This is a genomic window from Variovorax gracilis, from assembly GCF_030317115.1.
GTDB classification, from domain to species: domain Bacteria; phylum Pseudomonadota; class Gammaproteobacteria; order Burkholderiales; family Burkholderiaceae_C; genus Variovorax; species Variovorax gracilis.
This window is the reverse complement of the sequence record NZ_JASZYF010000007.1, coordinates 225,180-239,940: the sequence shown is the minus strand read 5'-3', so window position 1 is coordinate 239,940 and position 14,761 is coordinate 225,180. Positions and strand designations below refer to the sequence as shown.

At 64.4% G+C, this 14,761-nt stretch carries 15 protein-coding genes; 6 read left to right on the top strand and 9 right to left on the bottom strand.

Annotated elements, in window-relative coordinates:
* Positions 1-43 precede the first annotated feature (43 nt).
* Positions 44-424 (bottom strand): carboxymuconolactone decarboxylase family protein, encoded by a 381-nt coding sequence (locus tag QTH97_RS16490; RefSeq protein WP_286569398.1) that lies wholly within the window; start codon positions 422-424, stop codon positions 44-46.
* 146 nt (positions 425-570) lie between these two features.
* Here QTH97_RS16490 and QTH97_RS16485 point away from each other — a divergent pair, with 146 nt between their 5' ends.
* The 3 genes from QTH97_RS16485 to QTH97_RS16475 are packed head-to-tail and all read left to right on the top strand — an operon-like array spanning position 571 to position 2,685.
* Entirely contained in the window at positions 571-1,590 is a 1,020-nt protein-coding gene (locus tag QTH97_RS16485) for an AraC family transcriptional regulator (protein WP_286569397.1), read from the top strand.
* Positions 1,583-2,203, top strand: coding sequence for an acyl-CoA dehydrogenase family protein (locus tag QTH97_RS16480; protein WP_286569395.1), 621 nt, complete (start codon positions 1,583-1,585; stop codon positions 2,201-2,203). The genes QTH97_RS16485 and QTH97_RS16480 overlap by 8 nt, the downstream gene beginning before the upstream one ends.
* Positions 2,200-2,685 (top strand): acyl-CoA dehydrogenase family protein, encoded by a 486-nt coding sequence (locus QTH97_RS16475; RefSeq protein WP_286569394.1) that lies wholly within the window; start codon positions 2,200-2,202, stop codon positions 2,683-2,685. Before QTH97_RS16480 ends, QTH97_RS16475 begins: the two co-directional genes overlap by 4 nt.
* A 65-nt stretch (positions 2,686-2,750) precedes the next feature.
* Here the strand turns inward: QTH97_RS16475 and QTH97_RS16470 are convergent, their stop codons facing one another.
* From QTH97_RS16470 to QTH97_RS16435, 8 genes are all read right to left on the bottom strand, one after another.
* On the bottom strand, positions 2,751-4,631 hold the full coding sequence (locus tag QTH97_RS16470) for an alpha/beta fold hydrolase (protein WP_286569393.1): 1,881 nt from the start codon (positions 4,629-4,631) through the stop codon (positions 2,751-2,753).
* A gap of 28 nt (positions 4,632-4,659) precedes the next feature.
* Positions 4,660-5,124: a MaoC family dehydratase gene (locus QTH97_RS16465; protein ID WP_286569391.1), complete on the bottom strand. Its 465-nt coding sequence runs from the start codon at positions 5,122-5,124 to the stop codon at positions 4,660-4,662.
* Between the two features lie 57 nt (positions 5,125-5,181).
* Positions 5,182-6,069, bottom strand: a complete 888-nt coding sequence (gene phaZ / locus QTH97_RS16460; protein WP_286569390.1) for a poly(3-hydroxyalkanoate) depolymerase — start codon at positions 6,067-6,069, stop codon at positions 5,182-5,184.
* 205 nt (positions 6,070-6,274) lie between these two features.
* A complete protein-coding gene (locus tag QTH97_RS16455; RefSeq protein ID WP_286569389.1) occupies positions 6,275-7,063 on the bottom strand; it encodes an SDR family NAD(P)-dependent oxidoreductase in 789 nt (262 codons plus the stop codon).
* An 11-nt stretch (positions 7,064-7,074) separates the two neighbouring features.
* Positions 7,075-8,142, bottom strand: a complete 1,068-nt coding sequence (locus tag QTH97_RS16450) for a TauD/TfdA family dioxygenase (RefSeq protein WP_286569388.1) — start codon at positions 8,140-8,142, stop codon at positions 7,075-7,077.
* 23 nt (positions 8,143-8,165) lie between these two features.
* Positions 8,166-9,014 (bottom strand): Bug family tripartite tricarboxylate transporter substrate binding protein, encoded by an 849-nt coding sequence (locus tag QTH97_RS16445; RefSeq protein ID WP_286569387.1) that lies wholly within the window; start codon positions 9,012-9,014, stop codon positions 8,166-8,168.
* A gap of 195 nt (positions 9,015-9,209) precedes the next feature.
* Entirely contained in the window at positions 9,210-9,623 is a 414-nt protein-coding gene (locus QTH97_RS16440) for a carboxymuconolactone decarboxylase family protein (RefSeq protein WP_286569386.1), read from the bottom strand.
* A 151-nt stretch (positions 9,624-9,774) separates the two neighbouring features.
* Positions 9,775-10,779, bottom strand: coding sequence for an AraC family transcriptional regulator (locus QTH97_RS16435; protein WP_286569385.1), 1,005 nt, complete (start codon positions 10,777-10,779; stop codon positions 9,775-9,777).
* A 177-nt stretch (positions 10,780-10,956) separates the two neighbouring features.
* Here QTH97_RS16435 and QTH97_RS16430 point away from each other — a divergent pair, with 177 nt between their 5' ends.
* The 3 genes from QTH97_RS16430 to QTH97_RS16420 all read left to right on the top strand — a co-directional run bounded on the left by QTH97_RS16430 (position 10,957) and on the right by QTH97_RS16420 (position 14,759).
* Positions 10,957-12,012 carry a beta-keto acid cleavage family enzyme gene (locus tag QTH97_RS16430; RefSeq protein WP_286569384.1) on the top strand — a complete coding sequence of 352 codons (1,056 nt, stop codon included), beginning with the start codon at positions 10,957-10,959 and terminating at the stop codon, positions 12,010-12,012.
* A 102-nt stretch (positions 12,013-12,114) separates the two neighbouring features.
* Positions 12,115-13,107, top strand: a complete 993-nt coding sequence (locus QTH97_RS16425; RefSeq protein WP_286569382.1) for a Bug family tripartite tricarboxylate transporter substrate binding protein — start codon at positions 12,115-12,117, stop codon at positions 13,105-13,107.
* Between the two features lie 23 nt (positions 13,108-13,130).
* Positions 13,131-14,759 (top strand): 3-(methylthio)propionyl-CoA ligase, encoded by a 1,629-nt coding sequence (locus tag QTH97_RS16420; protein WP_286569381.1) that lies wholly within the window; start codon positions 13,131-13,133, stop codon positions 14,757-14,759.
* Positions 14,760-14,761: the final 2 nt, after the last annotated feature.

Here is a 14,761-nt window from a genome sequence, read left to right as displayed (position 1 = left end):
TGGGTCCTTGGGGTTCAGAAAATGAAGTGCTGGAGGCGGCCGGTCAGCGCGTGGATACGGACGCCAGTTCGTCCAGCAGGATGGGCGCGGCGAGGCTCATGGTGTGGATGCCCAGCACGCTCACGCACTGCAGCACGGCGGTGATCTCTTCCTTCGTGGCGCCGAGGGCCAGAGCCTTGCGGATGTGGCGGCGCACGCCCGGCCCGTACATGTGGGTGCACGAGGCGTCAACGGCGATGGAGATGAACTCGATGGTCTTTGCATCGAGCACGCCCGAGACCATGGGCGTGATGCCCATCGCCATGAACTTCTCGGTCCAGGCCGGGTCGAGTTCGGCAAAGGGTTCCCAGTTGGGGTTCCAGTTGCCGCTCTCGCGCAGGCGGTCGCAAACCGGTGTGGGTGTTGGTGCGTTGTTTCGATCCATCGGGTCATGTCTCCTTGAGGTTGTCGCTGCCCGTTGCCTTCGCGTCTGCAGCTGATTCGGAAGACTGATTGTTCCGAGCAAGGGGAGATGCCGATTGACCCGCTGTGACAGCTGCTTAACCTGATGTGACACTTCGCGTTAACCCGATGTCAAACCTCGTCCGCAGTGCCAGCCTGACCAACTACGCCGAGGTGGCGCGTGCGGTCGGACTTGATCCGCTGGCTTTGCTGGCTGCGGTAGGCTTGAATCCGAGCTGCCTTCACGATCCCGATATGCGCATTCCGAGCCAGGCGGTTCGAGACCTGCTCGAGACCTCGGCGACCGCCAGCGGCATGGACAACTTCGGCCTGCGCATGGCCGAAACGCGGCAACTTTCAAACCTCGGCGCGGTCGCGCTGGTGGCGCGCGAGGAGCCGACAGTGCGGCGCGTCGTGCGGGCGATGATGCGCTACAGCCACGTGCTCAACGAATCGTTGTTCGTGGAGCTTGAAGAGGCCAATGGCATCGCCGTGATGCGGGAGGAATTTCTCGTGGGCCAGGGTGGCTCGTCGCGTCAGTCGACGGAACTGCTTGTCGGGGTGATGTTCCGGAACCTGAAGTTTTTCCTCGGGCCGGCGTGGAACCCGTTGAGGGTCTGCTTCGCGCACGCACCGCCGCGCGATCCGAGCCTGCACTTTCAGCTCTTTGGCTACGGCGTCTACTTCGGACAGGATTTCAACGGGCTCGTCTGCACGACAAGCGACCTGGATGCACCGAATCCGATGGCCGACCCGGTGATGGCGCGCTACGCGCGACAGGTTCTGGAAGCTTCCGCCGGTTCGGCGCGCATGAGCACGGTCGACAACGTGCGCAACATCCTGCTGGTGCTGCTGCCTTCTGGCAAATGCTCGATCGAGCAGGTGGCGCAGCAACTTGGCGTCGATAGGCAGACCGTGCATCGGCGTCTCGTCCGCGAGGGCACGGCGTTCCGAGAGGTTGTGAACACCATCCGTCGGGAACTGGCCGTGCACTACATCGACGACGGCACGCGGCCACTGTCGCAGATTGCCGAGCTGCTCGGGTTTTCTGCGTTGAGTGCTTTCTCGCGGTGGTACAAGCAGCAGTTCGGCGAGGTTGCCGGGCTGCGACACCGCATGAACGTCGTCGCGGAACGGCCCGATGCCTGAGCGTCGTCTGACTACGAACTCTCAAGTCGACTTCCCTCGCGAGCTCTTTCGCAAGATGGCCGAGGCGGGTCTGTTCCGCATTCCCTTCGCGGCCGAAGTGGGGGGCCGTGGATTGAAGTACCCCGCTTGCGCGACCGCCGCGCTTATCGAGGAACTGGCCTACCACTCGAACTCCGTCGCTGCCGTCGTGGATGTGCATTGCATCCTGGCCGGCCATGCGCTGGAGCATGCTTCGCCCGAGTTGCAGCAGCGCTACCTCGCACCGCTCCTGGCCGGCGAGAAGATCGGCAGCTTCGCGACCACCGAACCCGACGCGAGCACGGACCTGAGCATCAAGACGATGCAGACCTTTGCGAACCGCGAAGGCGCGGGCTATGTGGTCAATGGCCGCAAGCGCTTCATCACGAACGCGCCGGTAGCCGATTTCGTCGTTCTGCTGTGCGCGGAGGAAGGGCGCATGACGGAGATCGTCATCGATCTTGATGCGCCGGGCGTGCGCGTCGGCGCACCGGACCGGAAGATGGGCAACCACGGCCAGCTCACGGCGGACATCTATTCGACAACGTGCAGGTTCCCGCCGAGAACGTCGTTGGCGCAGTGGGTGGCGGCTTGAAGATCGCACTGCAGACATTGACCTACGGCCGCATCGGCATCGCGGCCAGCGGCGTCGGCATGGCTCAGGCGACCTTCGATCACAGCGTCGAGCGGCTGAAGCCGCGGCAGGCATTCGGCAAGGCGATCGCGCAGTTCCAGCACTGGCAGTTCAAGCTCGCGGAGCGCGCCACCGAGATCGAGAACGCGCGCAACCTCTACATGAAGGCTGCGCTGCGCATGGATGCGGGGGAGGCCTTCCCGGAGCCAGAGGCCGCGATGGCGAAGTGGTACGCGACCAACCTTGCTGCGGAGTTCGCACGCGATGGGGTTCAGATATTTGGCGGCTACGGGTTCATGTCGGAACTGGCGGCTGACGGTTCGCACTACCGGGTCGAGGAGATCTACCGAGATTGCAAGATCGCCGAGATCTATGAAGGCACCAACGAAATCCAGAAACTGGTGATTGCGCGCTCCATCTTCGGCAAGGACATCACGGGCTAGGTGCGGGGCATCCACGAAAACACCGCTGATAGCCACAACGGAGCAAAAGCGCCTTTGAGAGAGCCTCAACGTTCGAGCACGTACTCTCCTGGCGCCGCGCAGAGCGCGCGATGGGTTCTTGAGCCTGGCTTTCTGGGTGCCTCGACCTGACTGCCCGAGCGCTCTTGCATCCATGCCCGCCAGTGCGGCCACCAGCTTCCTTCCTGGCGCACCGCAGCGCGAGTCCATTCCTCGGGATCGGCCTGGCGACTGGGTGCGGTCGAGAAGTAGGCCTTGGGCGCGCCCGGAGGGTTGATCAGGCTCTGCAGGTGGCCCGCGTTGGCTAGCACGAAGGTGGCGTCGTCGCCGAACACGCGCGCCGTGGCATAGCAGCTCTTCCACGGCGTGATGTGGTCGGTGATGCCGCCAATCACATAGGCGCCGATGTCCACCTTCGACATGTCGATCGGAACGCCCCTGATGGTCATCGAGCCGGCTTTGACGTAGGGGTTCTTCTCGATGATGTCCAGAAGGTCCGAATGGAAGCGCGCCGGCAGACGCGTGGTGTCGGCGTTCCAGGCCAGGATGTCGAAGGCCGGCGGCTTGTTGCCCAGCAGGTAGTTGTTGACCCAGTAGTTCCAGATCAGATCGTTGGGCCGCAGCCAGGCGAACATGGTGGCCATCTCGGAGCCCTCCACCACGCCCTTGTTGCGCGAGCGGGCGCGCGCCGCGCGCACCGCCGCGGGTGAGTTGAACAGGCCCAGCGTGGTGTCGTCCATCGCGCGGGCGCCGTCGAGCACGCACACCGCCCAGGACACGTTCGCCACCTTGGTGTCGCCGATGCCAGCGAGGTAGCCCAGGTAGGCCGCCAGCGTCATGCCACCCGAACAGGAGCCCCACATGTTGACGTCGGGACTGCCGGTGACCTGGCGCGCCACGTCGACCGCCTCGTTCACCGCCATCGCGTAGTGCTCGAGCCCCCAGTCGCGGTGCTCGGCCGTGGGATTGCGCCAGCTGATCATGAACATCTGCACGCCGCTGTCCACCGTCCACTTGACGAGGCTCTTCTCCGGCGCGAGGTCGACCGCATAAAACTTGTTGACCTGCGGCGGCACCATGACCAGCGGGCGCTGGTACACCTTCGGCGTGCTGGGCGTGTACTGGATCAGTTCGAAGGTCTCGCAGCGATAGACCACCTGGCCTGCCGAGGCGGCCATGTTCTCGCCGATCTTGAACGGCGTGCTGTCCACCTGCATCGGCATCATGTGGTTGTGCCGCATGTCGCTCACGAGGTTCTTGACGCCCTTCACCAGGCTCGCGCCGCCGGTGTCGACGACCTTGCGCACCGCGGCGGGATTGCCAATCAGCCAGTTGCTCGGCGCGAGGGCGTCCGTCACGAGCGCAGTGAGGAACTGCGCCTGCCCCTTTTCGCGCTCGCCCAGCTTGGAGCCGGCGATCAGGCTGTTGAATTCGTTGTGCGCGAGCAGGTAGTTCTGCATCAGGCGCTTGTAGGCGAAATTGCCCTGCCAGGCCGGGTCCGCGAAGCGTCGGTCCTTGGGGTCCGGCGCCAGTTCGGAGCGGCCCTGCACGATCTGGCCCAGGGACTTTGCGTACTTGGCCAGCGAGCCGATCGTGGCGCCCGGAGAGACTGCCGTCAGCTTGAGCAGCGATTGCGCGGCCTCCGCAAAATCGCTGGCCCGCAGCCCGATCAGCGGGTTCGGCGCCAGGGTGTTTTCGCTGGCGCGGGCCACCAGGTCGCTGAGTTCGTTGACCACGGTCGTGGGATCGGGCGTCGTGCGGGCGGGCCTCCTGGCCGGCTTCGCCGCCGTGGGTGGCGCGTCCTTCGGGGGCGTCTGCGCGCCGGCCTTAGCCGATGCGCGCTTGCGCGCGGGCGGCGATGCCGGCTTCGGCATGGCCGCCTTCTTCTTCAGGGGTGCCTTGTCAACGGCCGATGATGTTGTCGCCATTCTCTGTCTCCTTGTGCTTCTTCGGGGATCAGGCCATCAGCATGGCCATGGAGTGGGCCACCAGGGCGGGCTTGTCCTCGCCCTCGATCTCCACCGTGTTCTCGGTGGTGAGCAGGTGGCGGCCGTTGCCCTTGTCCTCGATCGACACCACGCTGATGTGGTTTCGCACCCGCTTGCCGGCGCGCACGGGTGCGATGAAGCGGGTCTTGTCCAGTCCGTAGTTCACCGCCTGCTTGAGCTGCATGTGCGAGATCAGGACATCGAAGGCCGTGGGCGCCAGCAGCGACAGGGTCAGGAATCCGTGCGCGACGGTGCCGCCGAAGGGGCTCTCCTTGGCGGCGCGTTCCGCGTCGACGTGGATCCACTGCGCGTCGTTCGTGCAGTGGGCGAACTCGTCGATGCGGGCCTGGTCGATGGTGATCCAGGACGACGAGCCGATGCGTTGGCCAACGAGGCCGGCGAGGGATTGGAAGGTGAACTCAGGGGTGCTCATGGCGATGGGGGGCAATCAATGAATGAATGAGAGGAACGGCCAGGCACCCCGAAGACTTCAGGGCCTGTCCAGGAATTCGCGGATGGCCGCGACGGATTCATCGGCACGGGTCATCAGGAACATGTGGCCGCAGTCGAGGACCTTCAGTTCCGAATGCCGAATCAGCATGTGCATGAGCCGCGCGTTGGCGAGCGGCACCAGGGGGTCGTCCGCGCCCGCCATCAGCAGCGTGGGCTGGCGCAGCCCCGGCAGCCAGTGCACGCTGGTCCAGCCCGAGGCGGCGAGAAGCTGCAGGTAGTAGCCCAGCCGCGACTTGTACTTGACGTGGCGAAACAGTTCGGTGGCCAGCGCAGGGTTCTTGCGGAAATCACCGCCGTAGATGTCGCCGCTGATGCTGCGCGAGTACTCGGCGTTCATGTAGCGCTTCGGCGTCGCCATCTTCCACAGCACGCTCGGGCTGGCTGGAACCATCACCACGCCGGGGGCGGTCGCGCAGAGGATGAGCCTGCGGCAGCGCTTGCGGCAGGTATAGGCGAACTCCTGCGCGGCGGCGCCGCCCCAGGAGACGCCCAGCACGTCCACGTCGTCGATACCGAACCGGTCCAGGATCTGCGCAGCCAGCCGTGCGATGCCGCCAAGCCGGTAGGGCCAGCGAGGCAGCTCCGACTGGCCCACGCCGGGAATGTCGAAGACGACGATTTCGCGCTCGGGCATCCGCTCCGCGAGCGGCGCCAGCAACTCGATGTTCCCGCCGATGCCATTGAACAGGAGCAGGGGCACGCCCTTGCCGTTGCCCGGCTTGCGGCCGACGCGCACGCGCATGGGGTTGGTTGGCGTGCCAAGTTCCATCATTTCGATGGCAAACGGGCCTTGCGCAGGGCCGGACTTGGTGCGCCGCGTTGCACCGCGCGCTGCGGGGAGATGTTGGAGTGTGACTGTAGACATGAGCCTGATTGTCGGAGCGACCGGACGACGTCGCGCAGGTCGCGATGCCGGATTTACCCTTGCGTGGACTTGGGTCTAGTTCGCACCGCCTGCGAACTGAGTGATGTATCGCGTTGCGCTGCTCGGGCCGTCCGGGCGCCACTATGGTCGAGCGCTCGATCTTCGCCGGCCTGAAGCCGCGAGCAGCGAAAGTCCGGTGACGCCATCACCGGACACCAAACCTCTGCCCATCGTCCACCGTCAAGGTCGACGCGTTGATGAAAGCGCCCGCCGGCCCAGCCAATAGCAGCAGGGCGCCGTTGAGAACATCGGGCGTCCCGAGACGCTTTCGCGGCAGTGTGTCGATCATCGCCTTGCCGGCCGGCGTCTGGAACATGGCCTGGTTGATGTCCGTCTCGATGTAGCCCGGGCTGATGGCGTTGACGTTGATCCCGTGGTGCGCCCACTCGCTGGCCATCGTCCGGGTCAGATGTTCCAGCGCAGCCTTGCTGGCGCCGTAAACGCCCAGGCCATGCGGATGGGACTGCGCTGCAAGCGAACAGATATTGATGATGCGTCCAGGACTTTCCAGGCGGATCAGGTGACGCGCAAAGGCCGACGCGAGCAGGGCTGCGGCGCGCACGTTGACGCCGAAGATGTGATCGAACTGATCTGCCCGCACATTGAAGAGGGGTGCCCTGCCCCCGACGCCCGCGTTATTCACGAGGATGGTAGGCGTGCCTTCATTCTCCGACGCGGCGAGGGCAGCTTCGAATCGTTCGGTATCCGAGACGTCGAGGGGTAGCGGTTCCGCAAACCCACCTGCCGCACGAATGGCCCGCGCGGTGTCATTTAGGGGTTCAGAGCGACGTCCGACCAGGATCAGTCGCGCGCCGGCCATTGCCAATGCAAGCGCGCCTGCGCGCCCAATTCCGGAGCCAGCGCCTGTCACGATGGCGGTGTGTCCGGCCAAGCTGAAGTTCTGCGACAGGAATTCGCTATGTGTCGTGGTCATCCGCATGCCCTTCAGTGGGCGAGCTCGGCACTGCGTGCGGAGTGATCGAAGATCGGGGGCTTGGGGTTGGCTCCCCAGAACTTCATGTCCTCGTAGCGATCCCGATAGGACTCGGGCAACTGCGCGATCAGGCCGGTGTCCAGCCACAGGCGCAGGAGGTAGCGGCGCCGATCCAGCTCGGGCCAGTCGGTGTACTCGGTGCGGGAATGAAGCACGCTGTAGTTGGAAATGAACTGCATGTCCCCACGCTGGAAGTCCATGTCGAGATACAACGCCGGGTCGCGGCATAGTTCATCCACCAACTCGAAGGCTTCAATCTGTAGGGGAGTGAGCGCGGGTACGCCGTCGAAGCGTTGCGCGCTCTCCATGTACGTCCGGTTGTATCGGCAAAAAAGTCGCTCCCCGATCCACTCGAAGACGCAGCCGCGGTAATAGGGGAGCTTTCCTTCTGGCGCCTCGCCCCTTCGATCCACGGCGATGGGACGGTAGAGTTCCGCCAGCAGGTCCGGCCTGCGCTCAAGCACAACGTTGTGAATGGCGGTGGAACTGACGATGCGGGACTTGCCGCCCTCGCGCGCAGGGCGAAGACAGAGCAGGCCCACCACGTCCTGCGCGTCGTTGTGAAAGGGCAGGCCCAGGCGCGTCTGGTAGCCGCGGACGTTCATGTCTGTGCGGTAGTCGACACCCAGGTCGGTGACATGACCGAGCATGTCACCCTGGGCGTTCTGGGCCTTGCCGGCTCCAAGATGGCTGCCGATTCCCCAATAGACCAGGGCCGTGTCCTCGAGCGTCAACTCGTCAATCTCGAGACCGCGCACCAACGCGAAGCCGACGCCGTTGACGATCTCGTCGCGGATGGCGAGCAACTCTGCTCCCAAAGTTGGAAGGGCGAAATGCTGCTTGCCGAGTGCTGGAATGCGCGCTCCCTGCTGTTTCGCGCGCGACAGCGCCGCGCGTATTTCGGCGTTGTGCTTGGGCGTCAGCATGACGATCCAGTCGTCACGCTGGGCCATGCTGTCGCCATGCCAGGCGCTTCGATGGGCATAGGCGCGGTGGGTAGAAGGTGCGTTGATGTTCATGGCCGCTTTCGTCGTCGAGGATGTCATTCGGGCTTGATGCCGTTGGCGACGACGATCCGGGTCCAGCCTTGGATGTCGTCGCGCAGGGTCTGCTGAAACTGCTCCGGCGTGTTGGCCGGCACCAGGCCCACGTTCATCTGGAACATGCGCTGCTTCACCGCTTCCGTCTGCAGAAGGGCGTTGACTTCGGAGTTGATCGCGCGGATCACTGCCGGTGGAGTACCCGCCGCCGCGAAGAGGCCCGTCCATCCGTTCAACTTGAACGGATAGCCCTGCTCCGTCATGGTCAACACCTCGGGATTGGCGGGCGCGCGGAACGTGCCGCTGATCGCGATCGGACGGATCTGCCCCGCCTGGATCGCGCCGACCGACGATGAGACGTCCACCCACCCGATCTCGAGAACACCGCCCACCATGTCTCGGACGACTTCGTTGCCGGCCTTGTAGGGCACGTGACCGATCTTGAGCCCTTCCTGGTTTTGCAGTGCTGCCATGGCCAGGTGGCCCACCGAGCCGTTGCCCAATGTTCCAAAGGTGTACTTGTCCGGATGGGCGCGGACCAGCGCGATCAACTCCTTCAGGTTGTGGGCCGGGAACGCGGGGACGACGGCCAGGAACTGCCCACTGGCCCCGATCTGGACCACAGGCGTCAGGTCGCGCATCAGGTCATAGCTCTTCGGCGGGCTGATCGCCTGCAGTACGGCGGTGAACGAAGCGTTTGTGAAAAGAAGGGTGTGCCCGTCGTTGGGTGCCTTCACGACCGCCAGGCTGGCGATGGCTCCGCTGCCGCCGGGCTTGTTGTCGACGATGAAGGGTTGCCCGAAGGTCCTGGTCAGATGGTCGGCAATGATGCGCGCGAAGGTATCGGACATGCTGCCGGCCGAACTCGCCACGACGATCCGGACAGGTCGCGTTGGCCAGTCAGAGGGCCGGGCCGCCTGCGCTGCGGAATCCACGGGTAGCGCGAATGCCAGCGGCAGGAGCGCCGATCCTGCTGATGCGCAAGACGCCAGTACGAACCGGCGGCGGGATGAATCGAGCTTCATGGAGTCCCCAATGGATGTTGTTCAATCGGTGTCGGCATGCGCGGCGGCAGCCAGCATCTCTTCGGCGAGGATGGGAGCGCCGAGGCTCATGGAATGCAGGCCTAGCACGCTGACATACTCCAGCACGCAGAGGATCTCCTCTTTCGTCGCTCCCAACTGAAGGGCCCTGCGGATGTGGCGCCGAACGCCTGGCGCATACAGGTGGGTGCACGAGGCGTCGACGGCGATCGCGATGAACTCGATCGTCTTCGCGTCGAGCCTGCCGCTGGACTTGGAGTGGGCACTCATCGTCATGAATTTCTCGGTCCACACCGGATCCATGGCCGCGAACTCATTCCACAGCGGATTCCAGTTGCCGCTTGCGCGCATCTGGTCGCAGATGGGTGTGGCCCCATGCGACAGGGCAGGTGATCGAGTCGGCGACTCTGTGTTCATGGCGGCTTCCTTGGAATGTCGAGGCAGGCGATGGGCCGGTTCCTGGTTCCCATGGGTGCAAGCATCAGACATTGAAGGGCCGCACTGTTGACATGTTGTGACACCGCTTTGTCAATTCGCGACAGAGGCGCGGCGGCTCCTGCTCTGCGCTTCAGCCCTCGGGAGCTTGCTGGTTCGCCCGCCATTGCGTGACGGAGCATCCGAAGTGCGTACGGAACCACCTCGAGAACGAACTCAGCCCCGAGAAACCTAGGAACTCGGCAATATCGCTGAGAGCACGGTTGCCTGCGGGAAGATGCCGCATGACCCACTCGCTGCGCACCTCGTCGACCAGCGAGGTGAAGGGCCTGCCCTCTGCTGCCAGGTGGCGGTGGAGCGTGCGCCGATCGACGTTCATGTGCTGTGCGACACGCGCCGTGGTGCACTGGCCTGCAGGCAACAGCACGACCACCAGTTCCCGCACCTTGTCGGCGAAGGTGTTTTCCTTCTTAGCTGCAAGCAGAGAGTCGAGATATGCGCGCGCATACTGGGCCAGGACCGGATCGGAGTCGCGGATCGGCATATCGAGATCCTCCGAGCGGCACACGATGCCGTCGAAGTCGGCATCGAACTGAACGACCGGCCCGAACAGGCGCCTGTGCCGGGTGAAATCGGCAGGGGCGGTGTGAACGAAGCAGACGTACAGCGGCTTCCAATCCGTTCCCAGGAACAGCTGCATGATGCGAAACAGCACGCCAACGCCAAGTTCAACCGACTGGCGGATCTGGTTGGGCTGGGCCGTGATCAGTTGCTGATGGATCGTGACGCGGCCGTCTGCCTCCTCGATTCGCAGCAGCAAAGATTCGTTGTGCAGGCGCATGTAGCGAACCACAGCGTGCAGCGCCTCGCGCAGCGTCGGTTCCTCCTTGACCACGAGCCCCAATGGACCGAGGTTTGAAAGGGAGCGGTTCTCGGCCATTCGAAGCCCGAAGTCTTCGATGCCGGAAAGACGCGCCGTACTGGCGATCAGGCCGCGCACGGTATCGCCTGGAATACGGATCTCGGGGTCGATCAGGCACGAGCGGTCCAGCCCCGCTGCGTCCAGCATCCGAATAGGGTCCACGCCGACCGAGCGGGCGACCGCAGCAAAGTCCGTCAGCGCAGCGCTGCGGATCATGCCTCTCGTGGGGCGGTCTCGCTCCATACCCACCTTCCGTTGCTTGTTGATGCTCGGGGTTAACGCGTAGTGTCACAACAGGTTAAAGGCCTGTCACAGCGGGTCAATCGGCATCTCCCCTTGCCCGGAACAATCCTCCTGCAGCAACCCACCTTCTGAACCCCAAGGACCCACATCATGCAATTCTTCGACGACTCCCTCCTGCCCGAAAACCAGCAGCCCCTGGTCATTCAGGTCGCGCCCTACGGCCCCCAGTGGGATGCCAGCGACTCCGACGACATCGCCGTGTCGATGGACGACCAGGTGCAGAAAGCGGTCGATTGCTGGAACGCGGGTGCCACCGTGCTTCACGTGCACGTGCGTGAAGAAGACGGCAAGGGCAGCAAGCGCCTGTCCAAGTTCAACGAGATGCTGGCGCGCCTTCGCGAAGCGGTGCCCAAGATGATCCTGCAGGTGGGCGGCTCCATCTCCTTCGCCCCGGAAGATGACGGCCAGGCCGCCAAGTGGATGACGGACGACACGCGCCACATGCTGGCCGACCTGAACCCGCGTCCCGACCAGGTGACGATCGCGATCAACACCAGCCAGATGAATGTGATGGAGCTGATGACCGAGGCCGATGTCGCTGGCACCTCGCTCACCAATCCCGCCTTGCAGGCAGCCTACACCGACATGATCGTGCCATCGAATCCATCGTGGCATGTCGAGCACCTGAAGCGCCTCACGGCCAGCGGAATCCAGCCACATTTCATGCTCGGCAACGTGGCCCAGCTTGAGACGGTGGAGCGACTCATTCGGCGCGGCGTGTACATGGGTCCGCTGATCCTGAACTACGTGGCAATCGGCGGCGGCTTCGCCGGTCTGAATCCGGCGGACATGATGGAGTTCGTGCGCCGCACGCCCGACGGCGCGGTGCTCACGCTCGAGACCTTGAACCGTCACATCTATCCGATGAACACGATGGCCATCGCGATGGGCATGCATGTGCGCGTAGGCATCGAGGACACACTGTTCGGTCCGACCGGCGAGCGCATGACCTCGGTGCAGCAGATCGAGGCCATGGTGGCCATCGCGCGGGTTCTGAACCGCGACATCGCCAGCGGCGACGAGGCGCACAGCATCTACCGGATCGGCGAGACCTACGGCAGCACCGAAGAGACGCTGGCACGGGTCGGATTCGCACCCAACCGGGCTCAGGGCCAGCGCGGCGTGCCGATGCGCGTCGCCGCCTGATGCCCCGCACACGGCCTGCGCTTCGACCTTCGAACTCGGCGACGCAATCAACTGTTCCAGCCAGACGACACGAACACCACATTTCAATTTCCGGAGACACGAATGCAACAGTTCACGAAACCCCAGCGCCGCGCGATGCTCGGCGCCCTGACGGTCGCTTCCCTGCTGGCCATGGCACCCACCGCACTGGCCCAGACCTGGCCCAGCAAGCCGATCCGTCTGGTCGTCGGCGCCCCAGCCGGCGGCACCGCCGACATCGTCGCGCGCACATTGGCCGAAGGACTGACGCCACTGCTTGGCCAGCCGGTGATCGTTGACAACAAGGCGGGTGGCATGGGTGCCATCGGCACCCAGGACCTGATCCAATCGCCGCACGACGGCTACACCTTCATGGTCGGCGTCAACGGACTGGTCAGCGAGATCCCGCACGTCGCGAAATCCCGCATCGACATGTTCAAGGACGTCAAGCCGTTGGCCCAGCTCACCCAAACCGGCCTGCTGCTCGTCGGCACTCCGTCGCTGCCGGCATCGAACCTGCAGGAAGTCATCGCCTACGCGAAGGCCCATCCGGGCAAGGTGAGCTATGCCTCTTACAGCACCGGCTCGATGTCGCACACGATGGGACAGGAGCTGAACAAGCTGGCCGGCCTGGACATGACCCATGTCGGCTACAAGGGCTCGCCGCCCGCACTCCAAGATGTGATGGGCGGCCATGTGGCACTGATGTTCGACGGCCCAGCGACTTCTGTTCCGCTGATCAAGGCAGGCAAGCTCAAGGCCTTCGCGGTCGGCGCGCCCAAGCGGCTGGCTGCGCTGCCCGACGTGCCTACCTTCACTGAACTCGGCTACCCAAAGATCGGCGACGTCGCCTGGATGGGCCTGTGGACCACCCCCGACGTGCCGGCCGATGTGCAAACCAAGGTTCGCGAGGCCACGCTGAAGGTGCTCCAGCAGCCGAAGGTGATCGAGCGCTTCAAGGAACAGGGTCAGGACATCGGCCTGCCGCTGACGCCCGACGAGCTGTCGAAGTCGCTGCGTGCGGCGTCCGACAGGCACGCTGCCAACCTGAAGGCCATCGGCTTCCAGCCTGAATGAACACGAATCAAGGAACACACATCATGAACGGACAAATGATGCAGCAACCGCTGCTGATCTCCACCCTGCTGACGCATGCCGAACGCCACCACGGCGAACAGGAAATCATCTCGCGCCGCGTCGAAGGCGACATCCACCGCACCACCTACCGGGAGCTCGCCGCTCGGGCGCGCCGCGTGGCCAACGCGCTGGTGCAGCGCGGCGTCGCGTTCGGTGACCGCGTCGCCACGTTGGCGTGGAACGGGTACCGCCACATGGAGCTGTATTACGGCGTCTCCGGCTCGGGCGCAGTGTTGCACACGCTCAATCCACGCCTGCACCCCGACCAGGTGGTGTGGATCGCCGACCACGCCGAAGACCAGGTGCTGTTCTTTGACCTGAGCTTCCTGCCGATCGTCGAAGCGATCGCTTCACGGGTGAAGACGATCAAGGCGTTCGTCGCTATGACCGACCGCGCACACATGCCGGCCTCTACCAAAATACCCGGCCTCCTGTGCTACGAGGAACTGCTGGCCGACGCGAGCGATCGTTTCGAGTGGCCGAGTTTCGACGAGAACAGCGCCTCGTCCCTTTGCTACACCTCGGGCACCACCGGCAACCCGAAGGGTGTGCTGTACAGCCATCGCTCGACATTGCTGCATACCTACGCCGCGGCGCTGCCCGACGCCCTGAACTGCTCGGCGCGCGACTCCATCCTGCCCGTGGTTCCGATGTTCCATGTCAACGCCTGGGGCCTGCCCTATGTCGGTTGCGCAGTCGGCGCCAAGCTCGTCTACCCCGGTCCGTTCCTGGACGGCAAGAGCCTGTACGAGCTGTTCGAGGCCGAGGGCGTGACGATGTCGGCCGGCGTTCCCACCGTCTGGCAGGGCCTGCTGACGCACGTCGAGTCGAACGACCTGTCGTTCAGCACCATGCGCCGCACCGTGATCGGCGGCTCGGCCTGCCCGCCGGCCATGATGCGCGCCTTCCAGGAACGCCATGACGTGCAGGTTCTGCACGCCTGGGGCATGACAGAGGTGAGCCCGCTGGGCACCGTCTGCACGCTCAAGCCGGCGCAACTGGCGCTGGGCAGTGAAGAACGGCTCGCGGTCCAGTCCAAGCAGGGGCGCGCCGTGTTCGGCGTGGATCTCAAGATCGTCGATGCCGACGGCAACGAACTGCCCTGGGACGGCAAGACCTCGGGCGAGCTGATGGTGCGCGGCCCCTGGATCGTCGCCAGCTACTTCAAGGGAGCCGGCGGCAACCCGCTGGTGGACGGATGGTTCCCGACCGGCGACGTCGCTGTCATCGACGCCGATGGCTTCATGCAGATCACCGACCGCGCCAAGGACGTCATCAAGTCCGGCGGCGAGTGGATCGGATCGATCGACCTGGAGAACATCGCGATGGCACACCCTGCAGTGGGCATGGCCGCCTGCATTGCCGCATTCCATCCGAAGTGGGACGAGCGCCCGCTCCTAGTCGTGGTGAAGAAGCCCGGCGTCGAGGTCACGCGCGAGGAACTGCTGGCCTTCTACGACGGCAAGATCGCCAAGTGGTGGACGCCAGACGACGTGGTGTTCAGTGACACGATCCCGCTCGGCACGACCGGCAAGATGCTCAAGCACCGTCTGCGCGAGCAGTTCAAGGACCACAAGCTGCCGACGGCCTGATG

Excerpts from the sequence above, each read along its gene's own strand:
- QTH97_RS16480 (WP_286569395.1), top strand. The coding sequence starts at position 1,583 with ATGCCTGAGCGTCGTCTGACTACGAACTCTCAAGTCGACTTCCCTCGC.
- phaZ (WP_286569390.1), bottom strand. The coding sequence starts at position 6,069 with ATGTCTACAGTCACACTCCAACATCTCCCCGCAGCGCGCGGTGCAACG.
- QTH97_RS16440 (WP_286569386.1), bottom strand. The coding sequence starts at position 9,623 with ATGAACACAGAGTCGCCGACTCGATCACCTGCCCTGTCGCATGGGGCC.
- QTH97_RS16470 (WP_286569393.1), bottom strand. The coding sequence starts at position 4,631 with ATGGCGACAACATCATCGGCCGTTGACAAGGCACCCCTGAAGAAGAAG.
- QTH97_RS16425 (WP_286569382.1), top strand. The coding sequence starts at position 12,115 with ATGCAACAGTTCACGAAACCCCAGCGCCGCGCGATGCTCGGCGCCCTG.
- QTH97_RS16430 (WP_286569384.1), top strand. The coding sequence starts at position 10,957 with ATGCAATTCTTCGACGACTCCCTCCTGCCCGAAAACCAGCAGCCCCTG.
- QTH97_RS16465 (WP_286569391.1), bottom strand. The coding sequence starts at position 5,124 with ATGAGCACCCCTGAGTTCACCTTCCAATCCCTCGCCGGCCTCGTTGGC.
- QTH97_RS16435 (WP_286569385.1), bottom strand. The coding sequence starts at position 10,779 with ATGATCCGCAGCGCTGCGCTGACGGACTTTGCTGCGGTCGCCCGCTCG.
- QTH97_RS16485 (WP_286569397.1), top strand. The coding sequence starts at position 571 with ATGTCAAACCTCGTCCGCAGTGCCAGCCTGACCAACTACGCCGAGGTG.
- QTH97_RS16490 (WP_286569398.1), bottom strand. The coding sequence starts at position 424 with ATGGATCGAAACAACGCACCAACACCCACACCGGTTTGCGACCGCCTG.
- QTH97_RS16455 (WP_286569389.1), bottom strand. The coding sequence starts at position 7,063 with ATGACCACGACACATAGCGAATTCCTGTCGCAGAACTTCAGCTTGGCC.
- QTH97_RS16450 (WP_286569388.1), bottom strand. The coding sequence starts at position 8,142 with ATGAACATCAACGCACCTTCTACCCACCGCGCCTATGCCCATCGAAGC.
- QTH97_RS16445 (WP_286569387.1), bottom strand. The coding sequence starts at position 9,014 with ATGTCCGATACCTTCGCGCGCATCATTGCCGACCATCTGACCAGGACC.
- QTH97_RS16420 (WP_286569381.1), top strand. The coding sequence starts at position 13,131 with ATGAACGGACAAATGATGCAGCAACCGCTGCTGATCTCCACCCTGCTG.